Here is a 25,661-nt window from a genome sequence, read left to right as displayed (position 1 = left end):
GCCTTGTTCCGTTAAGATAGTCGGCTTTTTCACGGCGGGAGTCAGGCAGCATGGCGCAGCAGTATCAACCGGGGCAACGCTGGATTAGTGACAGCGAAGCAGAGCTGGGGTTAGGCACCGTTCTGGCACAGGACGGCCGCTTGTTGACCGTGCTCTATCCGGCCACTGGCGACACTCGTCAGTATGCGCTACGGAATGCGCCCCTCACTCGCGTGAGGTTTTCGCCGGGTGATTCGATCACCCATTTCGAAGGCTGGAAAATGACCGTACAGGAAGTCGACGACGTCGATGGCCTGCTGGTTTACCACGGCCTCAATGGGCAGAACGAGCAGGTCACCCTGCCGGAAACCCAACTGTCCAACTTCATCCAGTTCCGCCTGGCCAGCGACCGTCTGTTCGCCGGCCAGATCGACCCGCTGGCCTGGTTCTCGCTGCGTTACCACACCCTGGAACACACCAGCCGCCAACTGCAGTCCTCGCTGTGGGGCTTGGGTGGCGTGCGTGCGCAACCTATTGCTCACCAACTGCACATCGCCCGTGAAGTCGCTGACCGTATCGCGCCGCGGGTATTGCTGGCTGACGAAGTGGGCCTGGGCAAGACCATCGAAGCTGGCCTGGTGATCCATCGCCAGCTGCTTTCCGGTCGCGCCAGCCGCGTGCTGATCCTGGTGCCGGAAAACCTGCAGCATCAGTGGCTGGTGGAAATGCGCCGCCGCTTCAACCTGCAGGTCGCGCTGTTCGACGAAGAACGCTTCATCGAAAGCGATGCCACCAACCCGTTCGAAGACACCCAGTTGGCCCTTGTGGCCCTGGAATGGCTGGTGGACGACGAGAAGGCCCAGGACGCGCTGTTCGCGGCCGGCTGGGACTTGCTGGTGGTCGACGAAGCCCACCACCTGGTTTGGCATGAAGACAAGGCCAGCCCGGAGTATTCGCTGGTCGAGCAACTCGCCGAGGTGATTCCTGGCGTGCTGCTGCTGACCGCCACGCCGGAGCAACTGGGTCAGGACAGCCACTTTGCGCGCCTGCGCCTGCTGGACCCGAACCGCTTCCACGACCTGCACGCCTTCCGCGCCGAAAGCGAGAACTATCGCCCGGTGGCCGAAGCCGTGCAGGAGCTGCTGGACAAGGGCCGCCTGTCGCCGACCGCACACAAGACCATCCAGGGTTTCCTCGGCGACGAAGGTGAAGCGCTGCTCACCGCCGTCAACGATGGCGACACCGAAGCCAGTGCGCGCCTGGTGCGTGAGCTGCTCGACCGCCACGGCACCGGCCGCGTGCTGTTCCGTAACACCCGGGCTGCCGTGCAAGGTTTTCCGGAGCGCAAACTGCACGCCTACCCGCTGCCGAACCCGGACGAATACCTCGAGTTGCCGCTGGGCGAACACGCCGAGCTGTACCCGGAAGTCAGCTTCCAGTCGCAGCCGGACGTGGATGAAGAAAACCGTTGGTGGCGCTTCGACCCACGCGTGGAGTGGCTGATCGATCAGCTGAAAATGCTCAAGCGCACCAAAGTGCTGGTGATCTGCGCCCACGCCGAAACCGCCATGGACCTGGAAGACGCCCTGCGCGTGCGTTCCGGCATTCCGGCCACGGTGTTCCACGAGGGCATGAACATCCTCGAGCGTGACCGCGCCGCCGCTTACTTCGCCGACGAAGAGTTCGGCGCCCAGGTGCTGATCTGCTCGGAAATCGGCAGTGAAGGCCGCAACTTCCAGTTCTCTCACCACTTGGTGCTGTTCGACCTGCCGTCCCACCCTGACCTGCTGGAACAGCGGATCGGGCGTCTGGACCGGATCGGTCAGAAGCACGTGATTGAATTGCACGTGCCGTACCTGGAAACCAGCCCGCAAGAGCGCCTGTTCCAGTGGTACCACGAAGCGCTGAACGCGTTCCTCAACACCTGCCCGACCGGCAACGCCCTGCAACATCAGTTCGGCCCGCGCCTGCTGCCGTTGCTGGAAAACGCCGACGATGGCGAGTGGCAAGCCCTGATCGACGAGGCCCGTGCCGAGCGCGAGCGCCTGGAGCAAGAGCTGCACACCGGCCGCGATCGCTTGCTGGAGCTCAACTCCGGCGGCGCGGGTGAAGGCGATGCGCTGGTAGAGGCCATCCTGGAGCAAGACGACCAGTTTGCCCTGCCGATCTACATGGAAACCCTGTTCGACGCCTTTGGCATCGACAGCGAAGACCATTCGGAAAACGCGCTGATCCTCAAGCCCAGCGAAAAAATGCTCGACGCCAGCTTCCCGCTGGGCGACGACGAAGGTGTGACCATCACCTACGACCGTAACCAGGCGCTGTCGCGCGAAGACATGCAGTTCATCACCTGGGAACACCCGATGGTGCAGGGCGGCATGGACCTGGTGCTGTCCGGTTCGATGGGCAACACCGCCGTGGCGCTGATCAAGAACAAGGCGCTCAAGCCGGGCACCGTGTTGCTCGAATTGCTGTACGTGAGTGAAGTGGTTGCGCCGCGCTCCTTGCAACTGGGCCGCTACTTGCCACCGGCAGCCCTGCGCTGCCTGCTGGATGCCAATGGCAATGACCTGTCCGGCCGCGTGTCGTTTGAAACCCTGAACGACCAGCTCGAAAGCGTGCCACGCGCCAGCGCCAACAAGTTCGTGCAGGCTCAGCGTGACCAACTCACGCCGCGCATCAACGCCGGTGAAGAGAAGATCACCCCGCGCCACGCCGAGCGTGTGGCCGAGGCCAAGCGCCGACTGGCGGCGGACACCGACGAAGAGCTTGCGCGCCTGACCGCGTTGCAAGCGGTCAACCCGACCGTGCGTGACAGCGAGCTGGTTGCCCTGCGTCAGCAACGCGAGCAAGGTTTGGCCATGCTCGACAAAGCGGCGCTGCGACTGGAAGCAATTCGGGTGCTGGTGGCGGGTTGATCACCGCCCTGCCCTGCTAAAAAGAAGGCCCGCGCAATGCGGGCCTTTTTGTGTTTGGCTTGAGGGCCTCATCGCGGCCAAGCCCGCTCCCACATTTTGATGTGTGAATACCTTCAAATGTGGGAGCGGGCTTGCCTGCGACAGGGTCAACTCGGTATCAAGCGGTAGCCGCCGCAGCCGGCACCTCTACCGCTTCCAACCCATCTTTCATGCGCTTGGCATCGCGCACAAAACTGCGCGACGCCTGGAACAGAAACAGCAGGGTCAAAAACAGCGCCACTGGAATCAGGTACATGGCGTCGTGCAGCCCCACTGCTTTATAAGCTTCGGTCATCTGCGCCGCGCCATCGGCATACATCGCCGAATGGGCAAAGTGATCAGACAGCCCACCCACCACAATCGGCCCCATGCCGCCGCCCAACAGGTACAACCCGGCGAAGAACAGCGCCATCGCCGTGGCCCGCAGGCGCGGCTCAACCACATCCTGAATCGCCGTGTACACGCAGGTATAGAAGTTGTAGGCGAACAGCCAGCCCACACTGAACAGCGCCACAAACACACCAATCTCGATGCGTCCGGCGTGCAACGCCCACGCGGTGGTGACGGTGGAGATGATCAAGCTGCAGGCCGCGAACAGCAGTCGGCCATTGGCGATGCGCTGATGGATCTTGTCGGCAATCCAGCCGCCCAACGTCAGGCCCACCAGGCCGGTGACGCCAACGATTACGCCAGTGGCAACCGCCGCCTCCTGCAACGGCATCAGGAAGTAGCGCTGCAACATCGGCACCAGAAACGAGTTGCACGCATAGGTGGCGAAGTTGAAGCACAGCCCGGCCAGCACCAGCCACAGGAAGGTCGGCACCGCCAGCACGCGGCGGATCGGGCGATCGACGCGTTCCTGCGAGACCTGCACGGTTTCGGCCGCGCCGCGCTTGGGTTCCTTGATATAGAACATGAACACCGCCAGGATCAGCCCCGGCACGGCGGCGATAAAGAACGGCGCGCGCCAGCTGTCGAACGCCTTGACCATCGCGCCGATGGTGAAGAACGCCAGCAGCAGGCCCAACGGCAGGCCCAGCATGAAAATGCCCATGGCGCGGGCGCGGCGGTGAGCGGGAAACAGGTCGCCGATCAGTGAGTTGGCCGCCGGCGCGTAGCTGGCTTCGCCAATGCCGATGCCCATGCGCACCAGCAGGAAGGTCCAGAAACTGCCGACCATGCCATTAATAGCCGTGAGCCCGCTCCAGGCAAACAAGCCCCAGCCCATTAGCTTGCTGCGCGAACCGGTGTCGGCCAGGCGGCCCAGCGGCAAACCGGCGATGGCATAGACGATGGTGAAGGCGGTGCCGATGATGCCGAGCTGAAAGTCGCTCAGGTGCCATTCCATACGGATGGGTTCGATGATGATCGCGGGGATGGTGCGGTCGAAGAAATTGAACAGGTTGGCCAGGAACAGCAGGAACAGAATGCGCCAGGCATTCGCCGCTTGGGTCGAGTTCTGCATGGGTCCGTCTCTTTTATTGTTATGAGAGCTGCGATGCCCGATGCATCCTGCCCGGTACCTGCAACATAGTCAGGCAGGTGCCGGTTGTCTGTAATGATTCGTAAAGCTGATAGGGCATGATTTCACCCGGTATCACGGGACTTCGCCTACAAAAATATAAGTTCACGCCCCCCTTCCCAACGGCAACGCCAAGGATAGAATGGCGAGCCTTCCGTAACACCCACATCCTACTTTTCTTATCGATGACGCCCATGTCCGAAGCCAGTCCGTGTCTGAGTTGCGGTGCCTGCTGTTCACACTTTCGTGTGTCTTTTTTCTGGGGTGAGTGCGCCTCATCGGGGGGTACTGTGCCCGATGACCTGGTGGTGCAGATCAATCCCACGCGCGTGGCGATGATCGGCACCGACCAAAAACCCGCGCGTTGCTGCAGCCTTGAGGGTGAAGTCGGCAAAGGCACCCGTTGCACGATTTATGAGCAGCGTTCGAGCCCGTGTCGCGAGTTCGACGCGTCGTGGAGCCAGGGTGAACAGAACGTCGATTGCGACACGGCACGCGCCGCCTTTGGCTTGCCGCCCCTCGAGGCGCCCTTCGAGTTCGAGCTGCCGATCAGCGCTTAGCATCAAACGCTATGGTGGGCATGCCAAAATCATTCAGAGCAAAGTGCCATTATTCCTGGCAAATCCCGCGAGGCTTCTATACTCGAGGTCATAGGCCATTGCTGTAGGCAATGACGTACTGACTTTGACGGGACATGCTATGGAATGGCGAGGTATGTATTTTTTTACCGAGCTTCCAGATAACGGGCATTTATTACTCAATTGCAGTCATAACCCCTTTCTGGTGCTGCTGGCGTACCTGGTCGCTTGTGCAGCAGGGTTCGGAACCCTGGACATGGCTGAGCGCGTCGGCCACGTGGAAGACCCTACTGCCCGCCGCCACTGGCGCTGGCTGGGGGCCGGATGCCTGGCAGGCGGCATCTGGTCGACTCACTTCATCAGCATGCTGGCCTTCCAGGCACCTATCGCCATTCATTACGAATTGCTCATGACGTTCGCCTCACTGGTGATCGCCCTGATTGCCTCGTTGTTTGCCATGCAAACCCTCAGTCACGCTCATTTGCGCTTTCATCAATACCTGCTGGCATCGGTATGGATGGGGCTGGGCATTGCCTTGATGCACTACGTCGGCATGTCGGCCATGCGCTCCCAGGCAAAGGTGTACTTCGACTCGGGGCTGTTCCTGGCGTCGGTGGGCATCGCCATTGGCGCCAGCCTGGCCGCGCTGCTGTTGTCGTGCTACCTGCGCAACGGCGCCGGGGTGTTCCATCAATTGCTCAAATACGCCGCCAGCCTGGTGCTGGGCGCCGGGATCCTGAGCATGCACTTCACCGGCATGGCGGCCATGCAAATGCTGGTGCCCAACGGCGCGGACCTCGCCTTGCCACTGGACAACAACCCCATCCAGCTTGGTCTGTCCGTGGCCGTGATCACCCTGTTGGTGATTGGCAGCAGCGTCAGTGCAGCACTGGCCGACAAGAAACTGCAGCACAAGGAACGCGACCTGCGCCGGGTCAACGCGCTGCTCAGCGAACTGGACCAGGCCCGCGCCTCGCTGCAACAGGTAGCGCACTTTGACGCGCTTACCAGCCTGCTCAACCGCCGCGGTTTCAATCAGATTTTTGCGGAGAAAGTCGCCGAAAAAACTGCAAGCCACGGCATGATGGCGGTGATTTTCCTCGATATCGATCACTTCAAGCGCATCAACGACAGCCTTGGGCATGATGCCGGGGACCAGTTACTTACCGTGTTGGCCGGGCATATCAAGGGCTCTGTACGCAGCCATGACGATGTGGTCGCGCGCTTTGGCGGCGATGAGTTCTGCATCCTGATCAGCATTCACCATCGTGACGAAGCGCGGCATATGGCGCAGCGCATCATGCAGAAGATGAAAGAGCCGATCGAACTGGCCGGCCGGCGCATGGTAATGACCACCAGCATTGGCATCAGCCTGTTTCCCGATGACGGCGTGACCTGTGAGGAGCTGCTGAAAACCGCCGACCTGGCGCTTTACCAGTCCAAAGACACCGGGCGCAACAGCCTGAACTTTTTCAGTTCCAACCTCAAAACCCGCGCGTTTCTCGAACTGCAACTGGAAGAAGAGCTGCGCGCCGCCCTGCGCACGCGCAACCAGCTGGTCCTGTTTTATCAGCCGATCTTCGACATGAAACTCGGCAAGGTTACCCGCCTGGAAGCCCTGGTGCGCTGGCAACACCCGCAACACGGGCTGCTGGCGCCGGACCGGTTTATCGCCATTGCAGAAAGCAACGGGCTGATTGCCGAACTGGACCACTGGGTATTACGCCAGGCGTGCCACGATTTGAGCCTGCTGTCTGACCGCGGCTATACCGAGCTGACCATGGCCGTGAACTGTTCGGCCCTCAACTTGGCGCGTGACGAACTGGCGGATGAAATCGAAGACGCCCTGCGCTTCGCCGGCATCGCCGCCGGGCGCCTGGAACTGGAAGTCACCGAAAACGCCCTGATGGGCAACATCAGCAGCACGCTCGCGCTGTTGCGGCAAATCCGGGCACTGGGCGTGTCGCTGGCGATTGACGACTTCGGCACTGGCTACTCGTCACTGGCCTACCTCAAGCGCCTGCCGCTCAATACGTTGAAGATCGACCGCTCCTTTATTCAGGACATTCCCAAATCGACTGCCGATATCGAAATCGTCCAGGCGATTATCGGCATGGCCCACACGCTGCACCTGCACGTTGTCACCGAAGGCGTGGAAACCCAGGCGCAATTCGAACTGCTGCTCAACCATGGCTGTGACTTCATTCAGGGCTACTTGCTGAGCCCAGCGGTGCCTTTGAGCGATGTGGTTGGCGTGATCCAGGGCATTCAGATGCGTAACCCGCTCTACCCTTTCAGCGTGGAAGGCAGCAAAGACGCCACACCGCCCAAAGACCCTGTCACCGGCCGTATCGGCCCACCTTCCATCGTCAGGCCAATTCGCTGACGCCGAATATTTGGCATTTAGCCATCATTTGCCTAAAGAACGCCGACGAACGGCCGATTCATCAGAGTCCACGTGGCGTTGCCCTGGTTCAGTAGGCGCGCTTGCGCCGATGGCACGGCGAAGTCGCGAACTCTCATTCAGTGATGGCTCCGTGCTTTTTTTGGCCATCCGTCCAGGTACAGGCGCCCAATGACTTCCAACAATAATTCTGTCTCCGAGATCTGCGACGCAGTGCCGACAGCACCGGCGGAAAAATTCCCAGCCGCGAAGTCATTGAGCAGCGCCCGCCCGTTGGCTACCCAGCAGTACTTGTACTTCACCGAAACCAATACCGACCGCATCCTCGACAACCTCGACGGCCTGCGTGACATGGTGTTCCCGCGCCTGCCCCAGCAGGAAGGTGATGGCGATGCGCGCAATGAGCAGGAATTTCCGTCGGTGTGCCTGATCGGCCTGGGCCGCTGCGGCTCCAACATTGCCCTGGACGTGGCAGAGCTGGTGTACAACGCGCGCAAGTTCTACCTCAACGAATTCAGTACCGAAGACAAGTCGGCCGATAAAGGCTACAGCCCGGCCCAGTGGATTCGAAACAACCTGCGTCTGGGTGGTGGCAAGGCCACCAAACCCGTGTTCCTGGTGGAGCCGCTGGTCATGCTGGGCGACCTGGACAAAGACATCGCCGGGCGCATCCGTTTCTCGCGCAAGGGCGAAAAAAGCGGCTTCCTGCGCGACTACAGCAAAATGAAAATCATGGACCTGTCGGAAGTGCACGCTGGCGGCGCCGGTAACGCGCCGATCCTGGGCCAGTACCTGGCCAAGATCATCCTCAACAAAGACACCCAGCGTTTTTCCAGCCCCGACTGGAAGATGATCCACTCCTACCTGATCGACTCCTGTGGCATCAAGGCCAACCAGTCGCGCCTGTATTTCTCGATCTTCAGCGCCGGCGGCGGTACGGGTTCGGGCATGGCCTCGGAGTTCGGCCTGGCCCAGCAGCACTCGTACATGAACAAGACGTTCGACACCAAGCCGGCCGACGAGCATGACAGCAAGAGCGGCCACGCCTTCGTGTTCGAGCCGATCTTCACCAGTGGCATTTGCGTGCTGCCGAATATCTCCGACCACCGCAGCGAAATGTCCGAGGCACTGCACATCAACGCCGGGCGGCTGTTGTGCAAATACCTGTCGGAAGAATGGGATTTCTCATACAACTTCGACAATGAAGACAGCAGCGAAGCCAGCGTGAAAGGCCGCATCCGGCCGTGGAACGCGATGATGCTGATCTCCAACGACATCATGCGTTACGCCGAAGAGAGCGATGACGGCAACATCCAGAACATTGACGTCAATGCCATGGAAAAACACGCCAACCAATACATCTCGCAGCAGATCTTCAACATCCTCACGGCCCAGGCGGTGACCACCGACTACGACCAGAACTACTTCCGGCGGGCCGGCATCGACATTGGCGAAACCATCCGCCTGGATGCCAACGACTTGTTCATGAGCCTGGCCGGGCCGGTGGCGATTGCCTACGCCGAATCGGTGGTGCCGGAGACGCCGGTGCCCTCGGGGGACAAGTTCAAGGTGTTCGATAAAGAGCCGCAGCGGCTGAACATCGATGACCTGTTTTTCCGCTCGATTGATTTGCCGCACTTCAACAAAGTGACGCAGGCGATCGAGGGCATCAGCCTCTTGCCGATCGAGTCCAAGCGCTACAAAGCGTCGTTGGAGCAGTACAAGAACTCCGGGTATGACGCGGCGGCGCTGCATGACCTGCACTTCTTCAAGAACTGCTCGTCGGTGGTGTCGATTGTGTCCTTGCCCAAGGATTACAAGCTGTCCTACATGGACTTGAACCGGCTCAAAACTCATTTGAACAGCCTGTTCCCCAACACCACGCTCAAGCGTTACGCCCTGGTGATCGGCGCGTCGGCCAACCTGTCGCTGACCACGCTGATCGCCAAGAGCCCGTGCCTGTCGGATGATTTCCTCACGCTGATCGTGGCGTTCATCAAGCGTTGCTTTGCGCGTAACCCGTACCGGTTTGATGACACGCTGGATAACTCGATCCTGGACTTCATCATCCATGATGACTTTGATGAGGACCGGATTGACGAGTTGCTCAATGAGTTCGAGAACCCGGCGAAGATTCTCGACACCAACTGGTACGCGATCAAGCCGATGTACGAGAAGAAGTACCGCGAGTTGATTAACGACAAGGAGAAGTTCGTGTCGATTAACGATATTCGCCTGTCACGGGATTGCGTGAAGAAGGCGATCAAGTATTTGCGTGAGATTTATCGTCATCGGATTGGGAAGACCAAGGTTATTTCGTTGAATAACCATACTGGCAAGACGGCTTAGACCGAGTCGCGACCATTGCGGGCAAGCCAGTTCCCACACTTGGAATACATTTCAAATGTGGGCGCTGGCTTGCCTGCGATAGCGGCCCGCCAGACAAGCAGAATCCTGATCCCTGCCACACCCAGAAACAATTCCCCGAGCCTTCGGCCCCGCGCAAAACTGTTCCCGTGACGCGCACGTCACCTTTACCTGTGACCTTTCTCTACGGCAAGGTGCCATCACGGCGTCGGCGGTTACTCCGCTACACACTTGCAAGGGTCCGAGCAGCGCACCTTTTTAGTGCGCAGGTTTCTTACGCCGCCCTTTCCTGGATCAGAATCCACGGCGAAACCACGACCGCCCACAGGCTTGGATCCCTCTCGACCAGGTCCAATGCCCGCGTCGCAGACACCTCGCCCAGGCTACCTGCAGCCAGCCACGCAGCGACTTTGTCACGGTTATCCTCGGCCATTCCCTCGGCCGCTTCGATCAAATCCAGGCCGGCGTCGACCCACAATAGGGCACCCTTGGCAAAGAACGGTTCAAGCTCCTTCCAGGAAATTTCGGCGGTTTCACCGAGCAGCTTGGCATAGAGGGTGCTAGGTTCTTGCGTCATGGGAATTCACCTGAATAAAAAATCGGCGCAATCATAGCGTCAGGCGTCAGGCAGAAAAACCCAGTTGCAAATGAGGCATCGAACGAAAGTGTCAGGAAAGCCAAGGATTGCCCGAAACTCTGGCATCACCCCGCCGCAATTCTGTCTTTTTCTTTCATTAAAGCGACATCCCCGGCGTTTGCCCCCAGCAGCCAGCTTTTCAAGCGATCAACCGGCGCTCTACACTGTACCGGTACAGTTGCCAGGGCAATGCCGGGGGGATATCCGAGATATCTGATCCGGTTCTGCAGCTCACAAGGCCGCTAGAACTATAAAAAATACAACAGTAAGAGTGGAGCACTATGAATAAGGCTACTAAGCAGATTTCCAAACTGTTTGCCGCTATGGTCCTGGCTGGGGTTGCCGGCCATTCGTTCGCAGCCGACACCATCAAGATCGGCATCGCAGGTCCAAAGACCGGTCCTGTGACGCAATACGGCGACATGCAATTCATGGGTGCCAAGCAGGCGATCGCCGACATCAACGCCAAGGGCGGCGTCGACGGCAAAATGCTTGAAGCCAAAGAATACGACGACGCTTGCGATCCGAAACAAGCCGTTGCCGTAGCCAACAAAGTGGTCAACGACGGCGTCAAGTTCGTGGTGGGTCACCTTTGCTCCAGCTCCACTCAGCCAGCGACCGACATCTACGAAGACGAAGGCGTGATCATGATCACTCCGGCGGCTACCAGCCCGGAAATCACCGCCCGTGGTTATAAACTGGTATTCCGCACCATCGGCCTGGACAGCGCCCAGGGCCCGGCCGCCGGCAACTACATCGCCGACTTCGTGAAGCCCAAGGTGGTTGCCGTACTGCACGACAAACAGCAATACGGTGAAGGCATCGCTACTGCCGTTAAACAGACCCTTGAGAAGAAAGGCGTGAAAGTCGCTGTCTTCGAAGGCCTGAACGCCGGCGATAAAGACTTCTCCTCGATCATCCAGAAGCTCAAGCAAGCCAACGTCGACTTCGTCTACTACGGCGGCTACCACCCAGAGCTGGGCCTGATCCTGCGCCAAGCCAAGGAAAAAGGCCTGAGCGCCAAGTTCATGGGCCCGGAAGGCGTTGGCAACGACTCCATCTCGCAAATTGCCCAGGACGCTTCCGAAGGCCTGCTGGTAACCCTGCCTAAATCCTTCGACACCGACCCTGCCAACAAAGCCATTGTTGAAGAGTTCGCCAAGAACAAGCAGGACCCAACCGGTCCGTTCGTGTTCCCGGCTTACTCTGCGGTTGAAGTCATCGCCGGCGGTATCGCTGCCGCGAAGAGCGAAGACACCGCCAAGGTGGCAGCTGCCATCCACGCAGGTACTTTCAAGACCCCTACGGGCGATCTGAGCTTCGACGCCAAGGGCGACCTGAAGGACTTCAAGTTCGTGGTCTACGAATGGCACTTCGGTAAACCAAAAACCGAAGTTTCCCCTCAGTAAGCCAGGCGTTACTGGTTAACAAGCCCACTGTGAAAGCAGTGGGCTTTGTTTTACGAGGTTTATGGGCCTGTCACCCGCGATCCGGGCGCTGGCTCACCTGAAAATCTTAAAACCGTCACCAGCGGTTCGCTGGCAAACGCTTTGTGCAAATGTGCTCATAGAACACAGCGCAGGGCCGGAACATGACTCCACCAGTGAAATGCGTATCGGGTTTTTAGGAGCGCTGTAATGCCTGAGATCTATCATTTTTTCCAACAGCTGGTTAATGGCCTGACCATTGGCAGCACCTATGCCTTGATAGCCATTGGCTACACAATGGTTTACGGCATCATTGGAATGATCAACTTCGCCCATGGCGAGGTGTACATGATTGGTTCCTACGTGGCCTTCATCGCCCTTGCCGGGCTGGCCATGATGGGTATCCACTCTCTGCCGCTGTTGATGACCGCCGCGTTTATCGCGTCGATTGTTGTAACCAGTGCCTACGGCTACAGCATCGAGCGGGTTGCCTATCGTCCCTTGCGTGGCAGCAACCGTTTGATCCCGCTGATTTCCGCCATCGGCATGTCGATATTCCTGCAGAACACTGTATTGCTGTCCCAGGACTCCAAGGACAAGTCCATTCCCAACCTGATTCCGGGGAGCATCTCCTTCGGCCCAGGTGGCGCACAAGAAGTGCTGATTTCCTACATGCAGATCCTGGTGTTCGTCGTCACGCTGGTGGCGATGCTGGGCCTGACGCTGTTCATTTCCCGCTCCCGTCTGGGGCGCGCCTGCCGGGCCTGCGCCGAAGACATCAAGATGGCCAACCTGTTGGGCATCAACACCAACAACATCATCGCCCTGACCTTCGTGATCGGTGCTGCATTAGCGGCCGTTGCGGCGGTGCTGCTGAGCATGCAGTACGGCGTGATCAACCCCAACGCCGGTTTCCTGGTAGGCCTCAAGGCCTTTACCGCAGCGGTCTTGGGCGGCATCGGCAGTATTCCGGGCGCGATGCTCGGCGGGCTGGTGCTGGGTGTGGCTGAAGCCTTTGGCGCCGACGTGTTCGGCGACCAGTACAAGGACGTCGTGGCGTTCGGCCTGTTGGTTCTGGTGCTGTTGTTCCGTCCGACCGGCATCCTGGGCCGTCCGGAGGTTGAGAAAGTATGAGCAGATATCTTAAATCGGCGTTTTTCAGCGCCTTGCTGGTCTGGGCCGTGGCCTTTCCGGTACTCGGCCTCAAGCTGAGCATTGTCGGCATCAACCTGGAAGTGCATGGCACCGGTCCCACGACCTTGACCATCATCGCCCTGTGCTCGGTGCTGATGTTCCTGCGCGTGCTGTTCACCCAGCAGATCGGCGCCTTGTTCAAGGGCAACCGTGGGCCGTTGGTATCGCCCAAGGTCAGCCAGTTCCTGACCCTGCCGCGCACCCAACGCTACATCATCATCGGCCTGATCGTTGCCGCGCTGATCTGGCCGTTCTTCGGCTCACGCGGCGCGGTGGATATCGCGACGCTGATCCTGATCTACGTGTTGCTGGGCCTGGGCCTGAACATCGTGGTGGGCCTGGCCGGCCTGCTCGACCTGGGTTATGTGGGCTTCTACGCCGTGGGTGCCTACACCTACGCGTTGCTCTCGCATTACCTGGGCTGGGGCTTCTGGATCTGCCTGCCGCTGGCGGGTATGGCGGCGGCCACGTTCGGCTTCCTGCTGGGCTTCCCGGTGCTGCGCCTGCGCGGTGACTATTTGGCGATCGTGACCCTGGGCTTCGGTGAAATCATCCGGCTGTTCCTGCGTAACCTCACCGATATCACCGGCGGCCCCAACGGCATCAGCAGCATCCCCAAGCCGACGTTCTTCGGGCTGTCGTTCGACCGCACCGCCGCCGAGGGCATGCAGACGTTCCACGAGTACTTCGGGATCGACTACAACCCGGTGAGCAAAGTGGTGTTCCTGTACCTGGTGGCCCTCTTGCTGGCACTGGCGGCACTGTTCGTGATCAACCGCCTGCTGCGCATGCCGATCGGACGGGCGTGGGAAGCGTTGCGCGAAGATGAGATCGCCTGCCGAGCGCTAGGCATGAACCCGACCGTCATCAAACTTTCGGCCTTCACCCTCGGGGCAACGTTCGCCGGTTTCGCCGGCAGCTTCTTCGCGGCGCGCCAAGGCTTGGTGACCCCGGAGTCGTTCACCTTTATCGAGTCGGCGATCATCCTCGCCATCGTCGTACTGGGTGGCATGGGCTCGCAGCTGGGCGTGATCCTGGCGGCCATCGTAATGATCCTGCTGCCGGAGATGATGCGAGAGTTCAGCGAATACCGCATGTTGATGTTCGGCGCCATGATGGTGCTGATGATGATTTGGCGTCCTCAAGGTCTGCTGCCGATGCAACGCCCACACATGGAGCTGCGCAAATGAGCCGCGAGATCCTGAAAGTCGAAAACTTGAGCATGCGCTTCGGCGGTTTGCTGGCGGTCAACGGCGTGGCCCTGACCGTGAAAGAAAAACAGGTGGTGGCACTGATCGGCCCGAACGGCGCCGGCAAAACCACGGTGTTCAACTGCCTCACCGGCTTTTACAAGCCGAGCGGTGGCAGCATCCTGCTGGACGGCCAGCCGATCCAGGGCCTGGCCGGCCACGAAATCGCCCGCAAGGGCGTGGTGCGCACCTTCCAGAACGTGCGGTTGTTCAAGGACATGACGGCGGTCGAGAACCTGCTGATTGCCCAGCACCGTCACTTGAACACCAACTTTTTTGCTGGCCTGTTCAAGACCCCGGCGTTCCGCAAGAGCGAACGCGAGGCGATGGAATACGCCGAGTACTGGCTGGACAAGGTCAACCTCACCGAGTTTGCCAACCGCCCTGCCGGCACCCTGGCTTACGGGCAGCAACGTCGCCTGGAAATCGCCCGCTGCATGATGACCCGCCCGCGGATCCTCATGCTCGACGAACCGGCCGCCGGCCTGAACCCCAAGGAAACCGAAGACCTCAAGGCGCTGATCAGCGTGTTGCGTGAAGAAAACAACGCCACGGTGCTGTTGATCGAACACGACATGAAACTGGTCATGAGCATTTCCGACCACATCGTGGTGATTAACCAGGGCACGCCGCTGGCCGACGGGACACCGGAACAGATCCGCGACAATCCTGAAGTGATCAAAGCCTATTTGGGGGAAGCGTAAAATGCTGCAATTCGAAAACGTTTCCACTTTCTACGGCAAGATCCAGGCCCTGCACAGCGTCAACGTGGAAGTGCGCCAAGGTGAAATCGTCACGCTGATCGGCGCCAACGGTGCCGGCAAATCGACCTTGCTGATGACACTGTGCGGCTCGCCGCAGGCGCACAGCGGCAGCATCCGCTACATGGGTGAAGAGCTGGTGGGGCAACAGTCCTCGCAGATCATGCGCAAGAGCATTGCGGTGGTGCCCGAAGGCCGTCGCGTGTTCTCGCGTCTGACCGTGGAGGAGAACCTGGCCATGGGCGGGTTCTTCACCGACAAGGGCGACTACCAGGAGCAGATGGACAAGGTGTTGCACTTGTTCCCCAGGCTTAAGGAACGCTTCAGCCAGCGCGGCGGCACCATGTCCGGCGGCGAGCAGCAAATGCTCGCCATCGGCCGTGCGCTGATGAGCAAACCCAAGCTGTTGCTGCTCGACGAACCTTCGCTGGGCCTGGCGCCGATCATCATCCAGCAGATCTTCGACATCATCGAACAACTGCGCAAGGACGGTGTGACGGTGTTCCTGGTCGAGCAAAACGCCAACCAGGCGCTGAAAATCGCCGACCGCGCCTACGTGCTGGAAAACGGCCGGGTGGTGATGCAGGGCACCGGGGAGCAGTTGCTCACGGATCCGAAAGTGCGTGAAGCCTACCTCGGTGGTTGAGCCATTGGCGTAAACAAAAACGGCCCTCGGGCCGTTTTTTTATGTGGTATTTAGCGCGTCGTGCCCAGTGACCTTTGCTGGCCCGTTGGCCGACGAGCATCAAGCCAGCGCCCGTGAGCAGCAAGCCCGCAGCGAGAAAGATATACACGCCATACACGTCCAACGGCATGTCGAAATACCCGATAACGTGCTGCGCCAGGTTTAGGATCTGGGAACACACCAGCGTGCCGGCAAGCGAGGCGATGGCCAGTGGTGCCGCCAGCACACGAGGTATCGCCGAGGCAGCCACTGCCAGACCTACGGCCGTCGGCAGAAAGGCACTGTCGTGAAACAGGTCCGTCAACCACCAGACGATGACAGTACTCTCGAAAACGAACTCGCCAAACGATGAAAGTGCTTGCCCCAGCCAAAGAAATGAAAAATTCCTGCTGATAAAAAAATCTGAAAAGCGCTTGTTCAACACCAAAGCTCCCTATTGGTCGTAACGTCGCCGGGCATTGCGCGATCCTACTGCAAGGTGGTGCAGCGCCACCGATACCAGAACCCTCAGGCTCAGAGGCGATTGGCTGTGCATCGAAAATTTATTTGCAACCTGCTGTAACGCAACCTGAAGCCTTGACTCTAGAGGGGTAAGCAAGCACAAACGCTTCCTTACCCACCCTCATTGCTGGAGATACACCATGACCACTAAATTGTCCGCCGCAACCCTGATCCTGGCCCTCGGTTCCGCCCTGAGCCTGTCTGCCCTGTCGAACATGGCCCACGCCGACGACGCCAAGATGGACAAATGCTTCGGCGTCGCTGAAGCCGGCAAGAACGATTGCGCTGCAGGCGCCGGCACTTCCTGCGCCGGCACCTCGAAAGTCAAAGACCAGGCCAACGCCTGGAAGCTGGTCCCGGCCGGCACTTGCGCCAAGACCCCAAGCTCCACCTCGCCGACCGGTTTCGGCCAGGCAGCCGCCTTCACCGCCAAGTCCTGAAACAGCCCACAGCCTGAGTACTGATGATGACGCTTTTACCCCAACGCACCGTCTCACCGGCTCAGGTGCCCGGCCTTCCCCTCAGGGCCGGGCTGGGGCTGAAGAACGAGCACTTCATCGAAGTGCTCGAGACCTCGCCCGATATCGGTTTTTTTGAAGTGCACGCCGAAAACTACATGGTGGCCGGCGGGCCGTTCCATCATTACCTGGGGTTGATCCGCGAGCAGTACCCGCTGTCACTGCACGGCGTGGGCCTGTCCATCGGCGGCGAAGGCCCGCTCAACCGTGAGCACCTGGCACGGTTGGCCTTGCTGATCGAACGCTATCAACCCCACTCGTTTTCCGAACACCTGGCCTGGTCGAGCCACGGCCCGGTGTTTCTCAATGACTTGCTGCCGCTGGCCTACGACGCCGCCACACTGAACCGGGTGTGCGAGCACATCGACCAGGTGCAAAGCACGCTCAAGCGGCCGATGCTGCTGGAAAACCCATCGACCTATCTGCAATTCGAGCGCTCCACCCTGGACGAAACGGACTTCATCAGCGAGGTCATCCGCCGCACGGGCTGCGGCCTGCTGCTGGACGTCAACAACGTCTATGTGTCGTGCATCAATCACCAGCGCGAGGCGCTTTCCTACATCGACGCGCTGCCATTACACGCCGTCGGGGAGATACATCTGGCGGGGTTTGCCGAAGACACTGACAGCCTGGGCGATCGCCTGCTGATCGACGACCATGGCGCGCCCATCGATAACGCGGTGTGGCAGTTATACGAACAGGTACTCACGCGCACGGGCCCGGTGGCCACACTGATCGAGCGGGATAACCAGCTGCCTGCGTTCAGTGTGCTGCATGCCGAAGCTCAACACGCCGATTGGCATCTATTGCAGGTGAACGTATGAGCCATCACGCTGCGTTTGCCGACGCCCTGATCGATCCCGACCTGGCGTGCCCCGACGGCCTGTTCAGCCGCAACGGCGCCGACCCGGCCAGCCGTTTCGCGGTGTATCGCAACAATGTTCACAGCGCGTTGATCAACGCGTTGGCAACCGCTTACCCCGTAACCTTGCAGTTGGTCGGCGATGAGTTTTTTCGCGCCATGGCTGGTCTTTTTGTTCAGGCGAGCCCACCTGACAGCCCGCTGATGAGCGAGTACGGCAGCGCGTTCGCAGGGTTTATTCAGGCCTTTGAGCCGGCGGCCAGCGTGCCCTACTTGGCTGACGTCGCCAGGCTCGAGCGCTTGCGGGTTTGTGCCTATCACGCGGCAGACACTCAGCCGCTGGACCAGCAAGCCATTCTCCAAACACTGCAAGGCCAGACAGACCTGGGCAAGCTGCGCCTTCACCTGCATCCATCCCTGGCCACCCTGAATAGCGCTTACGCGGTGGTGGCCGTTTGGGCTGCGCACCAGACCGAAGGTGGCCTGGCCACCCTGAATCCCTGGCACGCCCAAAGCGCGCTGGTGTTACGCCAAGGCTTGGCGGCCAAGGTATTCGCCATCGACAGCGGCTCGGTCGCGTTCATCGACAGCCTGAATCACGGCACGGCACTGGAGACGGCGGTGCAGCACGCGCTTGAAGCGTCGGCGCAGTTCGACCTGAACCAATGCCTGGCCCTGTTGATCAGCCACGACGCCATCACTCATTTGCACCTCGAACAAAAGGTATTGCCATGAACACATCCCCTTCGAGTCCGGTCAATCGGGTCATCGCTCTGTTCGAGAAAATCCCCTACAGCCTGATCGCCTTTCTCGCACGATTTTCCATTGCCGCGGTGTTCTGGAAATCCGGGCAGACCAAGGTCGAGGGGTTTGCCATCGACTTGATCAGCGGCACGTTCCAATTCGGCGAGCCGCGTCTTGCGGCGTCCACACTGCCGCTGTTTCGCAGCGAATACCACGTGCCCTTGCTGTCACCGGAAGTCGCCGCGCACATGGCGGCGTTTGCCGAGCATTTCTTCCCGGTGCTGATCCTGGTGGGTTTTGCCACGCGGTTCTCGGCCCTGGCCCTGATCGGCATGACCTTGACCATTCAACTCTTCGTTTACCCGGACGCCTACCCGACACACGGCACCTGGATCACCGTGCTGCTGCTGTTGGTCGCCAAGGGCCCGGGCTGCCTGTCCATCGACCATTTGATTGCACGCCGCTACCGCTGAAGACGGTCCAGGGCCTCGCCGCTGCGCTTGAACCAATCCACCAGGTAATCGGCCAGCACTTGGGTGCGACGCGGCAAGCCACCCTGATACGGGTGAACCAGGTACATCGGCATGCTACGCGTCTGATAATCGCGCAGGAGCCAGCGCAATCTCCCGTCAGCCAGTTCTGCGGGTAACACGTAGGACGGCAGGCGGGCGATTCCGGCGCCCACCAATGCGGCCTTTTTCAACAGGTTGTAATGGTTGGAGGCAAAGGTGCCACTGACCCGCACTCGCAGCAGTTCGTGCTGCTGGTGGTACAGCCATTCTTCACGCCCGCTGTAGTGGCTGTTGAGCAGGCAGGTGTGCGTCGCCAGGTCTGCCGGGGTCAGCGGCTCGCCGTGTTGCTCCAGGTAGGCCGGGCTGGCGCAGGTCATTTCATGCCAGGCCAGCAGCGGTTTGGCCACCAGACGCTCATTTTCGATGGCGCCGGAACGCACACCCAAGTCAAACCCATCCCGCGCCAGGTCTCGATAACGGTTGTTCAATTCCAGTTCGATCTGCACTTGGGGGTACTGTTTGGAGAACTCCAGCAACAAGCCATCGAAGAAAGTTTCTCCCAACGACACCGGAACCGTCATACGCACTGGCCCGGCTAAATCGTCCTTGAGCCGCGCCAATGCCTGACGGGCGCGTTCCACTTGAACCACCAGCGCTTGAGCCTGGGGCAACAGCGCTGCACCGGCTGCGGTCAGGCTGAGCTTGCGGGTGGTGCGGTGCAGCAACACCACGCAAAACTGCGCCTCCAACTGGCTGATACGCTTGGACAACTGGCCCTTGCTGCACCCCAGTTGCTCGGCCGCCAGGGTGAAACTGCCGGCTTCGATCAGAACGGCAAAGGCCGCCAAGTCATCCATCTCGCTCATGGATTGTTTCCATTTGAAAACCAAAGGTTGCCTATTAGCACGTTTATCCACCTGAAAAGCCACACTAGACTGAACCTTCACTTACCCCTGGAGGAACAGCACGATGAAAATCCTATTGATTGGTGCCAGCGGCACGGTCGGCTCGGCAGTCAAGGCAGAACTGGCTCAGCGTCACGACGTGATCAGCATCGGTCGCACAAGCGGCGACTTTCAGGTGGATATCAGCGACAGCGCGTCGATCCGCAAGCTGTTCGAACAGACCGGCAAGTTCGATGCCCTGATCTGCGCGGCCGGTAGCGTGAATTTCGTAGCACTGGGTGAAATGAGCGAAAGCGATTTTGACCTGGGCCTGCGCGACAAGCTGATGGGCCAGGTCAATCTGCTGTTGATCGGCCGCGAATATGCCAACGATGGCGCCTCGTTCACCTTCACCAGCGGCATCCTCAACCGTGACCCCATCCGTACCGGCGCCTCGGCCGCATTGGTCAATGGCGCCATTGACGCCTTCGTCAAAGCCGCGGCGATCGAATTGCCACGCGGCCTGCGCGTCAACGCCGTGAGCCCGACCGTCCTGCTGGAAGCCATGGGCAGCTACGCCCCGTATTTCCGCGGTTACAAACCGGCTCCGGGTGCCGACGTAGCTCTGGCCTACGCCAAAAGCGTAGAAGGCCTGCAGACCGGCCAGACGTTTATCGTCGGCTGAATCCGGCGTCTGTCAGAATTGCCTGAAGCCGGGCACTGGGGTTGTGGTGCGGCGTCAGCCTGCGTAACGTGGCGGCACTTGTTTGGAGACCCGATAAATGCGCGCCGCCCGTACCCTAGTTCTGTTTGCCCTGCTGCCTCTGTTCACCGCTTGCCAGATGTTCGAGAGCGAGCCGGCAAAGCCGTCTACCGCCGGGTTGACCCGCATGCAGGGTGAATTGACGGCCGTTGACGGCAAGCTGTTGTTCCAGCCTTGCGGTGACAAACGCAACTACGTGGTCAACGACGCCGGCGGCACCAGCATCCTGCAGGAAGCCGCCTCACTGGCTGGGCAACAGGGCGCACTGTTTGCCGACTTGCGCGGCAAGTTCTCCGGGGTTGCCACTGGCACCCAGGGCTCGGTAGAGCTGCAACAGCTCTATCGCATGGAACGTTCGACTTCGGCCTGCAACGACCCGGACTTCAAGCGCATGGTGCTGCGCGCCAATGGCCATAAACCCGCCTGGGCGATGAATGTGACCGCCAAGGGCATGGTGCTGGAGCGCGAAGGCCAGCCACCCTTAGCGGTGCCTTTTGTGGAAGAGCAACTGGGCGACGGCCGTTTCAACCTGATGACCGAAGCCAATAACCAGCACATCGAACTCTGGGTCGCCCCGCAGCGTTGCATCGACAGCGTCAGCGGTAGCCTGCAACACATGACCGCCGAGTTGCGCGTCAACGGCCAAGTGCAGCGTGGTTGCGCAGCATTCGGCGGTTCTCGCGACGACTGATTCGGCCCAACGCTGTTTTAACGTGTCGGAAAACCGCCTTTGGGGCTTATAATCGCCGGTTTGCAAAACAGCCGGCCTTTTTGTCCGCCGCCTACCGGATCCCGTCATGTTACGAATCACCGAACTCAAGCTGCCCATCGACCATCCCGAAGAAGACCTGCGGCCTGCCATCGTGCAGCGCCTGGGCATCGCCAGTGATGACCTGCTCGATTTCACCCTGTTCAAACGCAGCTATGACGCCCGCAAAAAGTCGTCGGAGCTGTGCTTCATCTACACCATCGACCTGAACGTGAAAGGCGAAGCCGCCCTGCTGCTCAAGTTCGCCGATGACCGCAACGTCAACCCGGCGCCGGATGTCAGTTACAAGGTGGTGGGTCAGGCGCCGGAAGGCCTGGTCGAACGGCCGATCGTGGTGGGGTTTGGTCCGTGCGGGATCTTCGCCGGGCTGCTGCTCGCGCAAATGGGCTTCAAGCCGATCATCCTCGAGCGCGGCAAAGAAGTGCGCCAGCGCACCAAGGACACCTGGGGCCTGTGGCGCAAAAACGTGCTCAATCCCGAGTCCAACGTGCAGTTTGGTGAAGGCGGCGCCGGGACCTTCTCCGACGGCAAGCTCTACAGCCAGATCAAGGACCCGAAATTCCACGGTCGCAAGGTCCTGCACGAGTTCGTCAAGGCCGGTGCGCCGGAAGAAATCCTCTACGTCAGCAAGCCGCACATCGGCACGTTCCGCCTCACCGGCGTGGTGGAAAACATGCGCCAGCAGATCATCGCCCTGGGCGGTGAAGTACGTTTCGAACAGCGCGTTACCGATGTGCTGATCGAAGACGGCCAGCTGAACGGCGTGGTCATCGACGGTGGCGAGCAACTGCTCTCCAAGCACGTGATCCTGGCCCTGGGCCACAGCGCCCGCGACACCTTCCGCATGCTGCACGGGCGTGGCGTGTACATGGAGGCCAAGCCGTTCTCGGTGGGCTTCAGGATTGAACACCCGCAATCGCTGATCGACGCGGCGCGCCTGGGCAAATACGCCGGGCATCCAAAACTCGGCGCGGCCGACTACAAGCTGGTGCACCACGCCAAGAACGGCCGCTCGGTCTACAGCTTCTGCATGTGCCCAGGCGGCACGGTAGTGGCGGCGACGTCCGAGTTAAACCGCGTGGTAACCAACGGCATGAGCCAGTACTCGCGCAACGAACGCAATGCCAACTCCGGCATCGTCGTCGGCATCACGCCGGAGGTGGATTACCCGGGTGGCCCGCTGGCGGGCATCGAGTTGCAGGAGCGCCTGGAGTCCCACGCCTACATCCTCGGCGGCAGCAACTACGAGGCTCCGGCGCAACTGGTGGGGGATTTCATCGCGGGCAAGCCGTCCACGGCCATCGGCAGCGTGGAACCGTCCTACAAGCCCGGCGTGTCGCTGGGTGACTTGGCCCTGGCCTTGCCGGACTTTGCCATCGAAGCGATTCGTGAAGCGTTGCCGGCGTTCGAGAAGCAGATCAAAGGCTACTCGTTGCACGATGCGGTGCTGACCGGGATCGAGACGCGCACATCCTCGCCGCTGCGGATTACCCGTAACGAGTCGATGCAGAGCTTGAACGTGAAAGGTTTGTTCCCGGCCGGTGAAGGCGCGGGTTATGCCGGTGGGATTCTGTCGGCGGGCGTTGACGGGATTCGGATTGCCGAGGCGTTGGCGCGGGATATGCTCGGCATCGAGGCCTAAGCACTCTATTGCAGCCAACCCGACCAAAGGTGGGAGCGGGCTTGCCCGCGATGGCAGAGTCTCAGTCGCCGAACTTATCGACTGAAACACCGGCATCGTAGGCAAGCCCGCCCCCACAATGGTTTTTGCCGGTTTTCAGATGTTTGCGCGCAGGATTGTCTCCGGCAACGGCTCGCCCCGTTCAACACTGGCCGCAACGGCCGCAATCAGCCCGCTCAACTCATACCCTTGCCCGGCGAGCCACGCCTGATCGTAGTAAGTCGTGGCATACCGCTCGCCCCCGTCACACAAAATTGCCACGATCGACCCAGACTCCCCCGCCGCTTGCATCTGCTGCGCCGCCACCAAGGCACCGATCAGGTTGGTCCCGCTGGAACCACCGACCCGCCGCCCGAGACGCTCGGCCAAGTAATGCATGGCCGCCAGTGACAGCGCATCCGGTACCTTGACCATCGCATCAATCACCTTGGGCAAAAACGACGCCTCGACGCGTGGCCGGCCGATCCCTTCGATCCGCGAACCGCAATCCAGGCGCAAGCTGGCGTCGCCCGTCTGGTAATAGTCAAAGAACACCGAGCGTTCGGCGTCGGCACACAGCACGCGGGTGCAATGCTGGCGATAGCGCACGTAACGCCCCAGCGTCGCGGTGGTGCCGCCGGTGCCGGGGCTGGAAATCAACCAGCTCGGCTCGGGGTAATGCTCAAACCGCATCTGTTGGAAGATCGACTCGGCGATATTGTTGTTCGCCCGCCAGTCCGTCGCGCGCTCGGCATAGGTGAATTGGTCCATGAAGTGACCGCCACTTTCCTGCGCCAACCGCTCGGACTCGGCGTAAATCTGCGTCGGATCCTTCACCAGATGGCTCTTGCCGCCGTAGAAGGCGATCTGGGCGATTTTCTCCTGAGACGTGGTGGCTGGCATCACCGCAATGAACGGCAGGCCAAGCAGCCGCGCGAAATACGCTTCCGAAATTGCCGTCGACCCGCTGGAGGCCTCAATCACCGGCGCGCCCGGCTTGAGCCAGCCATTACACAGCGCGTACAGAAACAGTGAACGGGCCAGCCGATGCTTCAGGCTGCCGGTGGGGTGGCTGGACTCGTCCTTGAAGTACAACTCGATACCCGGCAACCCCGGCAACGGCAAAGGGATCAGGTGCGTGTCGGCGCTGCGCTGGAAGTCCGCTTCAATGATGCGAATGGCTTCGCGGGCCCAGGTACGGTGGTCACTCATAAGGTGCGTCTCTAAAGATTTCAGCGCCAATTTTAGGGAGTTTCCTACACTGCACACAGATACAGTGGCGACTCAAATAGACACACAATTGCTAGGCTCTGGCGCAACGCCGACTCTGCCCGTCCCTTATAACAAATAAGAATATAACTTTTGTTTTAACAACTAACGGTACGGGTTAGGGTACCCACCTATTGAACCTGGATTGGAGAGCATCCCTTGCCTCTGCGTAGCACTTTCACCCGTTTCTTCCAGCTGGAAGCCGCCAGCGGTCTGTTGTTGATCGCCGCTGCCGCCTTGGCGCTGATCATCAACAATTCACCGTTGTCACACCTCTACAACGCGTTTCTCGATGTACCGGTGGTGGCACAGATTGGCGCGCTGAAAATCGCCAAGCCTGCCCTGCTGTGGATCAACGATGGCCTGATGGCCTTGTTCTTCCTGCTGATCGGCCTGGAGGTGAAGCGCGAGCTGCTCGACGGCCACCTGTCCAAACCCTCGCAAGTGGTACTGCCGGGGGCCGCAGCCATTGGCGGCATGGTGGTGCCGGCGCTGATCTACTGGGCGATCAACAAGGACTACCCCGCTGCACTCTCCGGCTGGGCAATCCCCATGGCCACCGATATCGCTTTTGCACTGGGCGTGCTGGCCCTGTTGGGCAAGCGCGTGCCGGTATCGCTGAAACTGTTCCTGATGACCCTGGCGATCATTGATGACCTCGGCGCAATCATCGTCATCGCCGTGTTCTACTCCGCGGACCTGTCCGGTGCTGCTCTGGCCGGTGCAGGGGCGTGCCTGATTGCCTTGATCGCGATGAACCGCCTGGGCGTGATCAAACTCGGGCCCTACCTGATCATCGGTCTGATCCTGTGGGTGTGCGTGCTCAAGAGTGGCGTGCATGCCACGCTGGCCGGCGTGACCCTGGCCTTCTGCATCCCGCTGCGCACCAAAAATGCCGAGCCCTCGCCCCTGAGGACGTTGGAACACGCCCTGCATCCGTGGGTGGCCTACGCCATCCTGCCGCTGTTTGCCTTCGCCAACGCGGGCGTTTCCCTGGCCGGCGTGAGCCTGGAAAGCTTCACTCACCATGTGCCCATGGGCATCGCCGCCGGCCTGTTGATCGGCAAGACCATCGGCGTGTTCGGCCTCACCTGGCTCGCCATCAAGACCGGCCTTGCCGCGCTGCCCAGCGGCGCGAACTGGGGCCAGGTGTTCGGGGTGGCGATCCTGTGCGGTATCGGCTTTACAATGAGCCTGTTTGTCGGCTCACTGGCGTTTGTGCCGGGTGCCAGCGAATTCGCCGGGGAGGATCGAATGGGTATTCTGACCGGGTCGATCCTGGCCGCGTGTATGGGTTATGCCGTGACCGCGATGGCGAGTCGCAAGAAAGCCTGAGGGTTGCGAAAGCACCCAAAACCCCAATCGGTGAGCCCGATTGGGGTTTTTCTTTTTCTGAAGATGACACTTACCTCAAACGC

The 25,661-nt window shown here is 60.2% G+C and carries 22 protein-coding genes; 17 read left to right on the top strand and 5 right to left on the bottom strand.

Annotated features, from left to right (window positions below; translation table 11 throughout):
- The first annotated feature begins 50 nt into the window (after nt 1–50).
- On the top strand, nt 51–2,897 hold the full coding sequence (gene rapA / locus AACV02_RS08295) for an RNA polymerase-associated protein RapA (RefSeq protein WP_106577097.1): 2,847 nt from the start codon (nt 51–53) through the stop codon (nt 2,895–2,897).
- Between the two features lie 157 nt (nt 2,898–3,054).
- Here rapA and AACV02_RS08290 read toward each other — a convergent pair whose 3' ends face one another.
- Nucleotides 3,055–4,401 carry a spinster family MFS transporter gene (locus AACV02_RS08290; RefSeq protein ID WP_119738837.1) on the bottom strand — a complete coding sequence of 449 codons (1,347 nt, stop codon included), beginning with the start codon at nt 4,399–4,401 and terminating at the stop codon, nt 3,055–3,057.
- Nucleotides 4,402–4,652: 251 nt separating this feature from the next.
- Between AACV02_RS08290 and AACV02_RS08285 the strand changes: the two genes are divergently transcribed.
- The 3 genes from AACV02_RS08285 (at nt 4,653) to AACV02_RS08275 (ending at nt 9,789) form a co-directional block, all read left to right on the top strand.
- A complete protein-coding gene (locus AACV02_RS08285) occupies nt 4,653–5,018 on the top strand; it encodes a YkgJ family cysteine cluster protein (protein WP_106577100.1) in 366 nt (121 codons plus the stop codon).
- 139 nt (nt 5,019–5,157) lie between these two features.
- Complete coding sequence (locus AACV02_RS08280) at nt 5,158–7,422, top strand: putative bifunctional diguanylate cyclase/phosphodiesterase (protein ID WP_106577101.1); 2,265 nt, start codon at nt 5,158–5,160, stop codon at nt 7,420–7,422.
- Nucleotides 7,423–7,611: 189 nt separating this feature from the next.
- Nucleotides 7,612–9,789 carry a hypothetical protein gene (locus AACV02_RS08275; protein WP_119738835.1) on the top strand — a complete coding sequence of 726 codons (2,178 nt, stop codon included), beginning with the start codon at nt 7,612–7,614 and terminating at the stop codon, nt 9,787–9,789.
- Between the two features lie 292 nt (nt 9,790–10,081).
- On the opposite strand, the gene AACV02_RS08270 is transcribed toward AACV02_RS08275, so the two are convergent.
- Nucleotides 10,082–10,384 carry a DUF2288 domain-containing protein gene (locus tag AACV02_RS08270; protein WP_017530446.1) on the bottom strand — a complete coding sequence of 101 codons (303 nt, stop codon included), beginning with the start codon at nt 10,382–10,384 and terminating at the stop codon, nt 10,082–10,084.
- A 341-nt stretch (nt 10,385–10,725) separates the two neighbouring features.
- Between AACV02_RS08270 and AACV02_RS08265 the strand changes: the two genes are divergently transcribed.
- The 5 genes from AACV02_RS08265 (at nt 10,726) to AACV02_RS08245 (ending at nt 15,722) form a co-directional block, all read left to right on the top strand.
- Nucleotides 10,726–11,853: a branched-chain amino acid ABC transporter substrate-binding protein gene (locus AACV02_RS08265; protein WP_106577103.1), complete on the top strand. Its 1,128-nt coding sequence runs from the start codon at nt 10,726–10,728 to the stop codon at nt 11,851–11,853.
- Between the two features lie 228 nt (nt 11,854–12,081).
- Nucleotides 12,082–13,005, top strand: coding sequence for a high-affinity branched-chain amino acid ABC transporter permease LivH (gene livH / locus AACV02_RS08260; RefSeq protein ID WP_119738832.1), 924 nt, complete (start codon nt 12,082–12,084; stop codon nt 13,003–13,005).
- Nucleotides 13,002–14,255, top strand: coding sequence for a high-affinity branched-chain amino acid ABC transporter permease LivM (locus AACV02_RS08255; protein WP_119738830.1), 1,254 nt, complete (start codon nt 13,002–13,004; stop codon nt 14,253–14,255). The genes livH and AACV02_RS08255 overlap by 4 nt, the downstream gene beginning before the upstream one ends.
- On the top strand, nt 14,252–15,019 hold the full coding sequence (gene livG, locus AACV02_RS08250) for a high-affinity branched-chain amino acid ABC transporter ATP-binding protein LivG (RefSeq protein WP_016975067.1): 768 nt from the start codon (nt 14,252–14,254) through the stop codon (nt 15,017–15,019). The genes AACV02_RS08255 and livG overlap by 4 nt, the downstream gene beginning before the upstream one ends.
- A gap of 1 nt (nt 15,020) precedes the next feature.
- The gene (locus AACV02_RS08245) at nt 15,021–15,722 is read left to right on the top strand and encodes an ABC transporter ATP-binding protein (RefSeq protein WP_010212366.1); all 702 of its coding nucleotides are present in this window, start codon (nt 15,021–15,023) and stop codon (nt 15,720–15,722) included.
- Here the strand turns inward: AACV02_RS08245 and AACV02_RS08240 are convergent.
- The gene (locus AACV02_RS08240; RefSeq protein WP_177413690.1) at nt 15,682–16,185 is read right to left on the bottom strand and encodes a hypothetical protein; all 504 of its coding nucleotides are present in this window, start codon (nt 16,183–16,185) and stop codon (nt 15,682–15,684) included. The genes AACV02_RS08245 and AACV02_RS08240 overlap by 41 nt on opposite strands.
- A 217-nt stretch (nt 16,186–16,402) precedes the next feature.
- Here AACV02_RS08240 and AACV02_RS08235 point away from each other — a divergent pair, with 217 nt between their 5' ends.
- Genes AACV02_RS08235 through AACV02_RS08220 form a run of 4 tightly spaced genes read left to right on the top strand, consistent with a single transcriptional unit; the run spans nt 16,403 to nt 18,859 of the window.
- Nucleotides 16,403–16,702: a BufA1 family periplasmic bufferin-type metallophore gene (locus AACV02_RS08235; RefSeq protein ID WP_119738828.1), complete on the top strand. Its 300-nt coding sequence runs from the start codon at nt 16,403–16,405 to the stop codon at nt 16,700–16,702.
- Between the two features lie 23 nt (nt 16,703–16,725).
- Nucleotides 16,726–17,604: an MNIO family bufferin maturase gene (bufB, locus tag AACV02_RS08230; RefSeq protein ID WP_119738826.1), complete on the top strand. Its 879-nt coding sequence runs from the start codon at nt 16,726–16,728 to the stop codon at nt 17,602–17,604.
- Nucleotides 17,601–18,377 (top strand): HvfC/BufC N-terminal domain-containing protein, encoded by a 777-nt coding sequence (locus AACV02_RS08225; RefSeq protein ID WP_119738824.1) that lies wholly within the window; start codon nt 17,601–17,603, stop codon nt 18,375–18,377. The genes bufB and AACV02_RS08225 overlap by 4 nt, the downstream gene beginning before the upstream one ends.
- Nucleotides 18,374–18,859, top strand: a complete 486-nt coding sequence (locus tag AACV02_RS08220) for a DoxX family protein (RefSeq protein WP_119738822.1) — start codon at nt 18,374–18,376, stop codon at nt 18,857–18,859. Before AACV02_RS08225 ends, AACV02_RS08220 begins: the two co-directional genes overlap by 4 nt.
- Here the strand turns inward: AACV02_RS08220 and AACV02_RS08215 are convergent.
- Entirely contained in the window at nt 18,850–19,764 is a 915-nt protein-coding gene (locus AACV02_RS08215) for a LysR family transcriptional regulator (protein ID WP_106577110.1), read from the bottom strand. The genes AACV02_RS08220 and AACV02_RS08215 overlap by 10 nt on opposite strands.
- Nucleotides 19,765–19,867: 103 nt before the next feature.
- On the opposite strand from AACV02_RS08215, the gene AACV02_RS08210 reads away from it, so the two are divergent.
- The 3 genes from AACV02_RS08210 (at nt 19,868) to AACV02_RS08200 (ending at nt 22,956) form a co-directional block, all read left to right on the top strand.
- Complete coding sequence (locus AACV02_RS08210) at nt 19,868–20,467, top strand: short chain dehydrogenase (RefSeq protein WP_119738820.1); 600 nt, start codon at nt 19,868–19,870, stop codon at nt 20,465–20,467.
- Nucleotides 20,468–20,564: 97 nt separating this feature from the next.
- A complete protein-coding gene (locus tag AACV02_RS08205) occupies nt 20,565–21,236 on the top strand; it encodes a COG3650 family protein (RefSeq protein WP_106577112.1) in 672 nt (223 codons plus the stop codon).
- 106 nt (nt 21,237–21,342) lie between these two features.
- Nucleotides 21,343–22,956 carry an NAD(P)/FAD-dependent oxidoreductase gene (locus AACV02_RS08200; protein WP_119738818.1) on the top strand — a complete coding sequence of 538 codons (1,614 nt, stop codon included), beginning with the start codon at nt 21,343–21,345 and terminating at the stop codon, nt 22,954–22,956.
- A 135-nt stretch (nt 22,957–23,091) separates the two neighbouring features.
- Here AACV02_RS08200 and AACV02_RS08195 read toward each other — a convergent pair whose 3' ends face one another.
- Nucleotides 23,092–24,186: a PLP-dependent cysteine synthase family protein gene (locus AACV02_RS08195; RefSeq protein WP_119738816.1), complete on the bottom strand. Its 1,095-nt coding sequence runs from the start codon at nt 24,184–24,186 to the stop codon at nt 23,092–23,094.
- Between the two features lie 216 nt (nt 24,187–24,402).
- Here AACV02_RS08195 and nhaA point away from each other — a divergent pair, with 216 nt between their 5' ends.
- On the top strand, nt 24,403–25,578 hold the full coding sequence (gene nhaA, locus AACV02_RS08190) for a Na+/H+ antiporter NhaA (protein WP_119738813.1): 1,176 nt from the start codon (nt 24,403–24,405) through the stop codon (nt 25,576–25,578).
- Nucleotides 25,579–25,661 lie beyond the last annotated feature (83 nt).

The sequence above is a fragment of the Pseudomonas sp. Larv2_ips genome, assembly GCF_963879675.1.
Lineage (GTDB): Bacteria > Pseudomonadota > Gammaproteobacteria > Pseudomonadales > Pseudomonadaceae > Aquipseudomonas.
This window is presented reverse-complemented; position numbering and strand designations above follow the sequence as displayed.

Bases quoted from the DNA above. Each gene is read 5' to 3' on its own strand.
- livH (WP_119738832.1), top strand. From the start codon at position 12,082: ATGCCTGAGATCTATCATTTTTTCCAACAGCTGGTTAATGGCCTGACC.
- AACV02_RS08215 (WP_106577110.1), bottom strand. From the start codon at position 19,764: ATGAGCGAGATGGATGACTTGGCGGCCTTTGCCGTTCTGATCGAAGCC.
- AACV02_RS08245 (WP_010212366.1), top strand. From the start codon at position 15,021: ATGCTGCAATTCGAAAACGTTTCCACTTTCTACGGCAAGATCCAGGCC.
- AACV02_RS08235 (WP_119738828.1), top strand. From the start codon at position 16,403: ATGACCACTAAATTGTCCGCCGCAACCCTGATCCTGGCCCTCGGTTCC.
- AACV02_RS08200 (WP_119738818.1), top strand. From the start codon at position 21,343: ATGTTACGAATCACCGAACTCAAGCTGCCCATCGACCATCCCGAAGAA.
- AACV02_RS08285 (WP_106577100.1), top strand. From the start codon at position 4,653: ATGTCCGAAGCCAGTCCGTGTCTGAGTTGCGGTGCCTGCTGTTCACAC.
- rapA (WP_106577097.1), top strand. From the start codon at position 51: ATGGCGCAGCAGTATCAACCGGGGCAACGCTGGATTAGTGACAGCGAA.
- AACV02_RS08280 (WP_106577101.1), top strand. From the start codon at position 5,158: ATGGAATGGCGAGGTATGTATTTTTTTACCGAGCTTCCAGATAACGGG.
- AACV02_RS08265 (WP_106577103.1), top strand. From the start codon at position 10,726: ATGAATAAGGCTACTAAGCAGATTTCCAAACTGTTTGCCGCTATGGTC.
- AACV02_RS08195 (WP_119738816.1), bottom strand. From the start codon at position 24,186: ATGAGTGACCACCGTACCTGGGCCCGCGAAGCCATTCGCATCATTGAA.
- AACV02_RS08210 (WP_119738820.1), top strand. From the start codon at position 19,868: ATGAAAATCCTATTGATTGGTGCCAGCGGCACGGTCGGCTCGGCAGTC.
- AACV02_RS08225 (WP_119738824.1), top strand. From the start codon at position 17,601: ATGAGCCATCACGCTGCGTTTGCCGACGCCCTGATCGATCCCGACCTG.
- AACV02_RS08255 (WP_119738830.1), top strand. From the start codon at position 13,002: ATGAGCAGATATCTTAAATCGGCGTTTTTCAGCGCCTTGCTGGTCTGG.
- AACV02_RS08270 (WP_017530446.1), bottom strand. From the start codon at position 10,384: ATGACGCAAGAACCTAGCACCCTCTATGCCAAGCTGCTCGGTGAAACC.
- AACV02_RS08275 (WP_119738835.1), top strand. From the start codon at position 7,612: ATGACTTCCAACAATAATTCTGTCTCCGAGATCTGCGACGCAGTGCCG.
- livG (WP_016975067.1), top strand. From the start codon at position 14,252: ATGAGCCGCGAGATCCTGAAAGTCGAAAACTTGAGCATGCGCTTCGGC.
- bufB (WP_119738826.1), top strand. From the start codon at position 16,726: ATGATGACGCTTTTACCCCAACGCACCGTCTCACCGGCTCAGGTGCCC.
- AACV02_RS08290 (WP_119738837.1), bottom strand. From the start codon at position 4,401: ATGCAGAACTCGACCCAAGCGGCGAATGCCTGGCGCATTCTGTTCCTG.
- AACV02_RS08220 (WP_119738822.1), top strand. From the start codon at position 18,374: ATGAACACATCCCCTTCGAGTCCGGTCAATCGGGTCATCGCTCTGTTC.
- AACV02_RS08205 (WP_106577112.1), top strand. From the start codon at position 20,565: ATGCGCGCCGCCCGTACCCTAGTTCTGTTTGCCCTGCTGCCTCTGTTC.